The organism is Lysinibacillus sp. RC79 (assembly GCF_041262405.1).
In the GTDB taxonomy this organism is placed as follows: Bacteria; Bacillota; Bacilli; order Bacillales_A; family Planococcaceae; genus Lysinibacillus.
In genome coordinates this window covers 241,704-250,831 of the sequence record NZ_JBGCCD010000004.1, presented here as the reverse complement: position 1 = coordinate 250,831, position 9,128 = coordinate 241,704, and the positions used below count along the sequence as shown (strand labels likewise).

9 protein-coding genes are annotated in these 9,128 nt (G+C 37.0%); 2 read left to right on the top strand and 7 right to left on the bottom strand.

The window, feature by feature from the left end; genetic code table 11:
* Positions 1-117 precede the first annotated feature (117 nt).
* Positions 118-1,515, bottom strand: a complete 1,398-nt coding sequence (locus ABH968_RS06195; RefSeq protein ID WP_370043141.1) for an aminotransferase-like domain-containing protein — start codon at positions 1,513-1,515, stop codon at positions 118-120.
* 133 nt (positions 1,516-1,648) lie between these two features.
* On the opposite strand from ABH968_RS06195, the gene ABH968_RS06190 reads away from it, so the two are divergent.
* Positions 1,649-2,815, top strand: a complete 1,167-nt coding sequence (locus tag ABH968_RS06190; RefSeq protein ID WP_370043140.1) for an aminotransferase-like domain-containing protein — start codon at positions 1,649-1,651, stop codon at positions 2,813-2,815.
* A gap of 520 nt (positions 2,816-3,335) precedes the next feature.
* Here ABH968_RS06190 and ABH968_RS06185 read toward each other — a convergent pair.
* The 3 genes from ABH968_RS06185 to ABH968_RS06175 form a co-directional block, all read right to left on the bottom strand.
* Positions 3,336-4,199, bottom strand: a complete 864-nt coding sequence (locus ABH968_RS06185) for an NAD(P)-dependent oxidoreductase (protein WP_370043139.1) — start codon at positions 4,197-4,199, stop codon at positions 3,336-3,338.
* Positions 4,200-4,250: 51 nt separating this feature from the next.
* Positions 4,251-5,348 (bottom strand): DNA alkylation repair protein, encoded by a 1,098-nt coding sequence (locus ABH968_RS06180; protein WP_370043138.1) that lies wholly within the window; start codon positions 5,346-5,348, stop codon positions 4,251-4,253.
* A gap of 74 nt (positions 5,349-5,422) precedes the next feature.
* Positions 5,423-5,746: a hypothetical protein gene (locus tag ABH968_RS06175; RefSeq protein ID WP_370043137.1), complete on the bottom strand. Its 324-nt coding sequence runs from the start codon at positions 5,744-5,746 to the stop codon at positions 5,423-5,425.
* A 158-nt stretch (positions 5,747-5,904) separates the two neighbouring features.
* Here ABH968_RS06175 and ABH968_RS06170 point away from each other — a divergent pair, with 158 nt between their 5' ends.
* Positions 5,905-6,846, top strand: a complete 942-nt coding sequence (locus tag ABH968_RS06170) for a helix-turn-helix transcriptional regulator (protein ID WP_370043136.1) — start codon at positions 5,905-5,907, stop codon at positions 6,844-6,846.
* A gap of 353 nt (positions 6,847-7,199) precedes the next feature.
* On the opposite strand, the gene ABH968_RS06165 is transcribed toward ABH968_RS06170, so the two are convergent.
* From ABH968_RS06165 to ABH968_RS06155, 3 genes are all read right to left on the bottom strand, one after another.
* A complete protein-coding gene (locus tag ABH968_RS06165) occupies positions 7,200-7,373 on the bottom strand; it encodes a DUF4279 domain-containing protein (protein WP_370043151.1) in 174 nt (57 codons plus the stop codon).
* A gap of 336 nt (positions 7,374-7,709) precedes the next feature.
* Positions 7,710-8,351: a hypothetical protein gene (locus tag ABH968_RS06160; protein WP_370043135.1), complete on the bottom strand. Its 642-nt coding sequence runs from the start codon at positions 8,349-8,351 to the stop codon at positions 7,710-7,712.
* Between the two features lie 548 nt (positions 8,352-8,899).
* On the bottom strand, positions 8,900-9,118 hold the full coding sequence (locus ABH968_RS06155; RefSeq protein ID WP_370043134.1) for a helix-turn-helix domain-containing protein: 219 nt from the start codon (positions 9,116-9,118) through the stop codon (positions 8,900-8,902).
* Positions 9,119-9,128 lie beyond the last annotated feature (10 nt).

Genomic DNA, 9,128 nt, shown 5'->3' with positions numbered 1-9,128 from the left:
AGTCACAGTGCCAAATGAAAAAAGCGAGGTATTCAACGATTTAATCGTTGAATACCTCGCAATGTGAGAAGATATGGACTTTTTCAGTGCCCTTCCCTTTGAAGGTGTATCCTTACTTTAATCAACAAATGTATAATCACCATCACTTTCAAGTAAATCCTTCAAAATGATTAGCGCTTGTTCCAGCTGATTTTCAGGTGCAGTGATTGCTAAACGAACTGCATTTACTGGCTTCGCATTCCCAACTGCAAAACGTTCAGCTGCATACACTTGCACACCTGCTTTTGATGCTAGCAATTCAAACTGAACACTGGTGAATTTTTCCGGAAGCATAAGCCATCTGAAAATGCATTCTTCTTCTCCTAAAATGTTATAATCTCCTAAATATTGATTGACAAGGCCATTTTGTTGCTTTGCATATAACCGGTGCTTCTCTAAAATTGTTTGTGCAACGCCATCATGAATCATCCTTGCTGTAAGCTCCACCATCATTAGAGACACTGAAATATTTATATTATAGAGTGTTTCCATTATTTTTTTTCGTAGAGCTGGCGGTGTAACGACATAGGATAGTCGTAAGCCAGGTGAAATGGTTTTTGATACACTGGCAATATAAATAACCTTTTCAGGAGCATAGGACGCTATTGGTGCAAGTGGCTTCTCCTTAAGAAAACTATAAATCGCATCCTCAATGACGATTAAACCTTTCTGCCTCGCAACTTCCGCAATCATTTTTCTTGTTTCCATCGACATTGTATGGGTAGTTGGATTATGAAAATCAGGAATAACATAAAGACCTTTTATATGCTCATTTTTACAAGCATATAATAACCCCTCTCTTGACATTTCACCGTTTCTTTGTTGGATTGCTACTAGTTGGATACCAAGCATATTTGCTGCTGTTTTTATACCTGCATATGTAATGGGATCTGTACCGATTCGATCTCCTGGTTGAAACAAAGCAACTAACGTTCCAACAATGGCATTTTGTCCCCCCGCCCCAAGCAATACAGGTTGATCCGTTTGAAAATTGACCTTTTCCAAAAGCTTCATGGCTGCCTCCGTTTGCCACGCAGTTCCTTCAGGTCGTCCGTACTGAAACAATTTGTTAAAATTAGGGTCATTCATCATCTTTTTCATATAACGTGTAATATCCTCATTAGCATGATTTTCTGGCAATACTGGGCCCATTTCGATCATCTGTGAAGATTTATTTGTTGGTAACAACATTTTATTTGTCGCTGCATCAGATGAAACGAATGTACCATTACCGATAGAGGCATAAATAAGCCCCTTCTGGCCACAAAGTTTAAACGCTCTTGTGATCGTGCTTAAATTAACATCTAAAAAATCAGCTAACTCACGCTGAGGAGGCAGTTTGGTGCCTGGCGATAACTTTCCATCTTTTATATCTTGTTCCAGCTGTTCAGCTATTGCTATATATAATGGAGCCGGACTTTTACTTATGTCCGGCTTCCAACTCATTGGATATTCTTCGAACGAATTAACTGGCATATTCTAAGCTAAGCTCCTTCTCTCTCATTTTTTGCATACAATATTTAATTGTCTTGCATACAATGATAATATTGTATGCATATGATGGCAATGATATAATTTTTAAAAAATCAGATAAAAGGAATGAAAAATTATGCAATTTTCAGAAAAGATACTAAATACACCATCCTCATTCATCCGAAATATTTTGAAAGTAACTGAATCAGAGGATGTCATCTCTTTTGCAGGGGGGCTTCCAAACCCAATCTCTTTCCCAGTTGAAGCGTTAAAGGCATCTGCGAACAAAGCTATTTCGGAAAACGGTAGTCGTCTATTCCAATACTCAGGTACACAAGGTTATGCGCCTTTACGTGAGTACATTGCTGCAAAATACCAACGAGTACACGGACTAGATGTCCATGCTGACGATGTATTGATTACAACTGGTTCACAGCAGGCTCTTGAATTAATCGGAAAAGTACTTATTAACAAAGGCGATGGCATCGTAATGGAAGAGCCTGGCTACTTAGGTGCTATTCAAGCATTCACATTAAGTGAGCCAACCTTTTATGGTGTAACACTCGAAAATGATGGATTAAACTTAGAAGAATTAGAGAATGCACTACAACAACCAAATGTAAAATTCGTGTATACAGTTCCAAATTTCCAAAACCCAACAGGTCTTACGTATTCTAAAGAAAAACGTCAGCAAATTTGCGAAATCATGTCAAAATATAATGATGTAGCGTTAATTGAGGATGATCCGTATGGAGAATTACGCTTCCAAGGTGAGCCACTACCATACATTGGTGCTGGTAAATTAGAAAATAGTATTTTACTAGGTTCTTTCTCTAAAACGGTTACACCAGGGATGCGCCTTGGCTTTATCATTACAAAAAATAAAGAATTAATGCATCATATCGAAACTGCAAAGCAAGCAACTGACTTACACACAAATATTTTCTCTCAATATGTCATTTATGATTATCTTGCAAACAATGACTATATGGAGCACGTTCAGAAAATTATAGCGTTATATAAAAATCAAGCAGTTGCTATGCTAAATGCAATGGAGGAGTTTTTCCCAGCACATGTGGAATACACACGACCTGAAGGTGGAATGTTCATTTGGGCTACAATGAACAATGGAGCTTCGTCATTAGATGTCTTCCAAAAAGCGATGGAGCAAAAAGTTGCCTTCGTACCTGGCGATCCATTCTACACATCTAAAACGGGTGTAAATACAATGCGCCTAAATTATACAAATGCAACACCAGAAGTCATCCGAGAAGGAATTAAACGCTTAGGTAGCATTTTATAAAAGTCGTTTAAAAACAAACAAAGTTATAAAAAAGAGATGGTGTGAAATTTTACACCATCTTTTCTTATTTCTCATCATAGTTAAAGGTTGAATAAGAACGAGTTTAAATTTGATGAACATCCACTATTTCAAACCCTTGATTTTAATCTTTTCCCAATAATTTTCTATTTCTAGGATACAATTCAAGACTTCATTTGCAATACCATCAAAAATACTTTCATCAGCACTAGGGGCGTCATACCTAAACCACTATTCGCAAGTGTTCGATAGCTTCCTTCTCCATTCAGGCATGTACTACTTTTACTTTAAATCCAGTTGAATATACTTTATTTGTTCTGCTCATAGAAAAATCCCCTCCAAATAGGACATGTAATTGACTATAATTATAGTCTTTTTTTACATTGTCTACTTAAAGGGGATAATACCAACCATCAGGAGTGATCTTTAACATATTTTATAGTAGTAGGCTACTTCGTTTCACAAAAATCATTCTACTTTTAGATTTACCCACCTAAATACTCTATCTCATTACTTTAATCAAAGCAGCAAGCTCTTCATTTCCGTAGCCTGCATCCAAAGCCCTCTTGAAAAGGCCTTGGGCAAACATCGGAAATTCATTGTTAATTTTAGCTTCTTGAGCTTGTACCATGAAAAGTTCAACTGTAGTCATGCACATATTTATAGAACTCTGTGGGTTATCGTAGGTTTCTGTTTGAATTACTTCACTCTCATACTTAATAACCTCTCCAACAACTTGTGAAACATGGGCAATCATGGAACCGAAATCATCTATGCGTAGTCCATCTGATTCAAGGATTCGTGCCGCGTGGAAAAATCCTAAATATGAACCAAACAAGTATGAAAGAAAGGCTAAGTCTGTAGAAGATGCAGCACTAACTTGCTCTCCAAGATAAGGAACATTCCCAGCTAAGCATTTTAAAATTTGTTCACTCTGTTTATAGGCTATTAAGGAACCTGAAGTGAAAATTGTTGCCTCTGAATTACCCATTTGAAGTGGTGAAGCTGCTATTGCTCCATCAAGATATTCTACATTATTTTCTTGAGCCCATAATTCATTGTCACGTGCTTGCTGAGGGCTACCTGTACTCAACTCAATAAGTACTCGACCTGAGAGAGCCTGTTTGACCTCTTTTGTATCCAAAATACTAATGGAAGCTTTATAATCGGACAAACAAATAATGGACACCTCACTTGCACTTATGGCACTAGCGACACTGGTAGCTAGGATTGCCCCATCTTCTAGTAGAGATTCTGCTTTTTCTATGGATCGATTCCACACGGTCACTTGATAGCCTTTTTTTAGCAATACCCGTGCTAATGTTGCCCCCATTGATCCCAAGCCGATTACTGTTACATTATTCATTTATTGTACCTCCATATCCTATTATCATTTTCTGTATGATTCTTACTTTTTTTATAAGAGTTCTGCGGTATTACTGACATAAAATTGTGTTGTAGCTAGCTCTTTTCCATTTATTATGACTGCTAGCTTATGTTTACCTGGATAATGCTTACGGGTTGTCAAATCTTTAAAATGGTGGCTCTTTATATATCGGCGGCCTTCTTTTTCGAATATGCGTTCCGTCACTTTAAATAATTTTCTAGAAGTCGTTCCATTCGCTTTGACAAAATCAATCGCATATTCCACACGGAGCTTCTGCGATTCAGAGGAGTTAGTCTGAACGGAAAATGAAAAAATAAGCGTCTGTCCAATTTCCAAACTATCCTCTTCTAGCGATAATTCAGTAACTGAAACATCTGGCGAGATTTCAAAACCAAGCAGAAAAAGTACTTCTGAATCTCCCTTTCTTAGTAAACCACGACATCCATGTTTAATAATCCAATCTGTAATGGAATGCGCTCCATACCAGCCATGAGCAAGATCTTTCACTAAATCCGGATGATCTTTGGAAATATCGTTCAAATTGTTAGCCACACTTTTCTGTACATACACAGAAGTATCCTGTTTAAGCTGGTTTAAAATCGGTAAAATGGGTGATGGATTCAATTTGAATGCTTCCAACACAGGCGCCCAAGGTAATCTTGGCCGACACCCCTCGCTGGCTAACCGTCTGATATGATGATTGGGATGGCTCGCCCACTTCAACATTTGATCCATCATCCTTTCGGGATCTTTTAATATGAAAGACCGAACAGCAAACTCTGAACTGGAGAATTGTGTAAATATCTCTAATGCATGAATGGAATCATGCCAATCATCTAGTCCATTCACTTCCACAAAATCTGGAAAGAATAAGTATTCCACTCCAATACATTTAGGTGCAATTCGAGTCAAAATAGATAATGCATCACTATAGGACGTAGGTAAGGTCATTCGTAAAGAAGCGCTTATATGTCTGATACGCTGTTTGAATTGTTCCTTATCCCAATGATCGTCGTAGATTAAACTCATAAACTTATTTGAATCAAAAGCAGGATATTCAAGTTTTACAATATGCGTAAATTTGTTGAAGAAATCCGGTGTGTATTTACCCGCAAATGTATCAGCCATGTTCCATCTCCCTTCTGTTAGGTATCAGTTCCATCCTGATTGAGCGATGGCACTTAACTGACTTTCACAAACCTCTACAAGTTCAAATTAGTCGGGATCAGATGTCTTAGCGTAATCTCCCGTGAATCAATCATCGACACAAAATTTTGAAACTCTGGTATAGACTTGAGTTGCTCTATCGCTGCCAATGCCTTTTCCATATCACACCAATATATGATGTCCGTCCATTGGCTTTCGTCTGGTGTATGTAGCAATGTGCGCCCCTCAAATCCTGATATTTCAAATTTTAAAACCTTGTTAAGTGCGGCAGCTGCCTGACAAAAACGATGCTTGCTAGTCCCCTCCTTCAGCTCAAATAAAACAATTTCCATTACATATTTTTGATTTTCTGGTTCCATTTTTTAGTCACCTTTCATCCTCTTATTGGTGAAGTCAACGTATTTCTAGTCTAGATTCTCGTAGTTTCATAAACATTGACTTCTAGTTTTAATATACGGGATAATAGTGACAACTATTGGCACTATTAATAATTTTTTTAATAGAGGAGGACTATTTTATGCACAAAGCGCAAAGACTTATTCAGCTCATAATGAAGGTCAATGAACGTAAGAAATTTACCATTCAGGAGATGGCGGAAGAATGCGGTGTTTCACGCCGAACGATGATTCGCGATTTAATGGAGCTGAGTGAGCTGGGTGTGCCGCTTTATTCCGAAACTGGACCCAACGGTGGTTATCGTGTTTTGCGTGAAAAAGTGTTACCGCCAATCAGCTTTACAGAACATGAGGCAATCGCATTGTTTTTTGCTTGCCAATCGTTACGTAATTACAAAGCACTCCCCTTCAAAAACGAAGTGAATACAGCATTAGATAAATTTTTCCACTATTTGTCGAGTGAACTAAAGAAAAAGATTGAAAGTATGCAACAACGGCTTATATTTTGGGTGCCTCCACATGAGTTAAATGTTCCGTTCTTAAAGGAACTACTTGAAGCTGCACTGGAGCAACATGTCGTCACTATCCTGTATGAAGCTTCTACTAGCAAAAGTAGAGTAATTCAACCTCTCGGGATTTATACGATGAATGGGTTATGGTACTGCCAGGCCTATTGTTTCTTAGCAGAGGATTATCGAGTGTTTCGTGTAGATAGAGTGAAGGATTTTTCTTTAGACGCAGACCAAAGTTTGAAATTGAACATGACGAATGAGCACATAAAGTCGTGGATCATGCCAACAAATGAGGATAATATGTTAGACCTTGAGGTAGATTTAACACCAGAGGGAGTAAGACGATGTCAATCAGAAGTATGGTTATCCCAGTGGCTTAAACTGCGAGAGGATGGATTTGGTACGATTCGTACAAAAATGAACACTTCGTTTACACCATGGATCGTCCATTTTTTCCTGGGCTTAGGCATAGAGGCCAACGTAAAACATCCCCAGGTAGTACGGGAACAAATAAAAAGCAAGTTACAGGAACTAATCAAACAATACGAATGAAGACAACTTGGGGACCGTTTTTCAGTTACTTAATTTAGTACTCTATTGGTCGTTTTTATATTGAGGGGGTTCATGACAATTTATTGACTGCTTCAATGTGTTGTCATGTGAGGCATGTAGGATGGCTTTGTGATGTTTTAGGAATCATAACAAAAGGACTTGCATACATGAAATTCAATCATAAACGCAAGTCCTATTCTTATTAAACTAAAGCCCCCTTTAGTGCAATAAAGTTTATACTTTTATTCGCCAAAATCATCATAAGGATTAGCGTACAAATCTACATAAAATTCAGCTTCAATACTTGAAGCAAATTTTATGATGTCTTTATCCAGATATAAAGCAAGGGTATTTCACTTTTCTATTTTAATTACAATAAAGAATTTACACTCCAAGGAATAAGCCACTTTTATTTTGTTAATTATTGATGACTTATTTTGTAGCCTACCTATATTTTGTTTTAGTTGGCCATTTACATCACGTGAAAATTGGTAGCCTGTTCCTAAATCCCAACTGTTTAGGGACATACTGATCATAAAGAGCCAAAACAAAACACTCAATTCAATAGGGTATTTTGTTACCTAACTTTGATTTGGGAATGCTTATTAGATTTATTTTGTATATTTATAAATCTTTGTTGCACGAAGCACCTGTTAGTTTAATAAAGAAAAAAGAGCTGCCAAAGCAACTCAATGATCTTTAATTAACGCACCCCGTTAGCCATCCATGAAGCGCAAAAATCTGCTCTTCACCACAGAAAATGAAAGATGATTAAGTTCTTTCATGGGAGTTTAAGTACATTTTTTTACAATATCTTTAGGTTAATTAAAGTAATATATATTATAACTTTTTTAGAGATATGCTTATTTTACGTAACGTAATATCTCGACGGCTGCCTTAAAACGTTTATCTAGGTCATTGGAATTAAGTGCTTCATACAACACACTAAGAGCATCGTTTATGATTTCTGTCGGTACAGCCTCAATATAGTTTTCGACACCACGGGAAGGTTCTGTATTGATAATGCCCTGTTCTCCTATCAGTAAATCTAATTGTGCATCCTCCAATGGATATTTGAATTTAGTTACAGTGCCACGATGTCTCATTAATTCTTGGAGTTTTGGATTAAGGTCTTCATAAGTCACGGTTGCTAATAATTCAAACTCCCGTTGGTGACACATACCATCGTTATCATTATCAAATTCTTCAACATATTTGTAAGGTCCTACCTTTATAATGTGAACATTGTGATGGTGACCCTGGAATAAGACTACTGAATCCTCCTTCATTGTGTTAACGAAAGCCCAAATATTCCCTAAATCCACTCCAATAGTTCGTTCATTATCTTCAGGACGATCCTTTTTTAAACGTTCCCTTATTTCTTCTTTTGATACTCCCTGAAGGTTTCCAATTCCCGGCCAACCTATGCAGATAATGTGATATTTTAGGAATTCGTTTAGTCTGATTGTTCCGTGTGGTTTGGTTTTAATCTGAAAGATATTCATTCTATTCCCTCCAACTCCCTCACGTTTCGCGAGGGTTATAAAATGATTATATTCAGATTTTCAATCCCTGTCAATCCCTCACGAATCCTAACGCATACTCCTGAAAATATAACCTGTGTATTAACCGCCCCACTTCTTGTTCAACTATCCTGCTTACGTTAGTTAAGTAAGACAAGATAAAATCATAAAAAATTTGTTTACATACGTTTGAAGGTTGTCAGCCTAAGATAAATTTATGATTCACTTCTTTTTTTGATCCCTTTTTTTCTTAATACCACTAAATCATTAATAATTGCCTTCTTACAATAAGATCTTTTAAAATACTTTCATCCAATTTCAACTCCTCACCATTATCTATGGTAAGAGTATGACCCAATGGTTTTTGTTTTACTCGAGGTCTTACTTGGACCTTACCCCTTCTTCTATTATATTTCTTAGAATTTAGGGTATTACCTTTATTTGTCAATTTATTAGATGATTTTTTAGAAAAGCAAAATAACCTCTTAAGGGCAAGACCCAAAGAGGTTAAATAAATTTGTTGCCTGTTTTTATTGAGTGTCTTCGTCACCTTTGTACTCCAAAATCTCACCTGGCTGACAATCCAAAGTCTTACATATCGCTTCTAATGTTGAAAAACGAACCGCTTTTGCTTTCCCATTTTTCAGAATAGAAAGATTCGCCATAGTAATTCCAACCCTTTCTGAAAGCTCCGTTACGCTCATTTTTCGTTTTGCTAACATCACATCAATATTAATAATAATTGCCATACCATCCACC

Coding starts and splice junctions, on each gene's coding strand:
- ABH968_RS06195 (WP_370043141.1), bottom strand. CDS start 1,515: ATGCCAGTTAATTCGTTCGAAGAATATCCAATGAGTTGGAAGCCGGAC.
- ABH968_RS06175 (WP_370043137.1), bottom strand. CDS start 5,746: ATGGAACCAGAAAATCAAAAATATGTAATGGAAATTGTTTTATTTGAG.
- ABH968_RS06180 (WP_370043138.1), bottom strand. CDS start 5,348: ATGGCTGATACATTTGCGGGTAAATACACACCGGATTTCTTCAACAAA.
- ABH968_RS06185 (WP_370043139.1), bottom strand. CDS start 4,199: ATGAATAATGTAACAGTAATCGGCTTGGGATCAATGGGGGCAACATTA.
- ABH968_RS06165 (WP_370043151.1), bottom strand. CDS start 7,373: ATGTCCCTAAACAGTTGGGATTTAGGAACAGGCTACCAATTTTCACGT.
- ABH968_RS06170 (WP_370043136.1), top strand. CDS start 5,905: ATGCACAAAGCGCAAAGACTTATTCAGCTCATAATGAAGGTCAATGAA.
- ABH968_RS06190 (WP_370043140.1), top strand. CDS start 1,649: ATGCAATTTTCAGAAAAGATACTAAATACACCATCCTCATTCATCCGA.
- ABH968_RS06155 (WP_370043134.1), bottom strand. CDS start 9,118: ATGGCAATTATTATTAATATTGATGTGATGTTAGCAAAACGAAAAATG.
- ABH968_RS06160 (WP_370043135.1), bottom strand. CDS start 8,351: ATGAATATCTTTCAGATTAAAACCAAACCACACGGAACAATCAGACTA.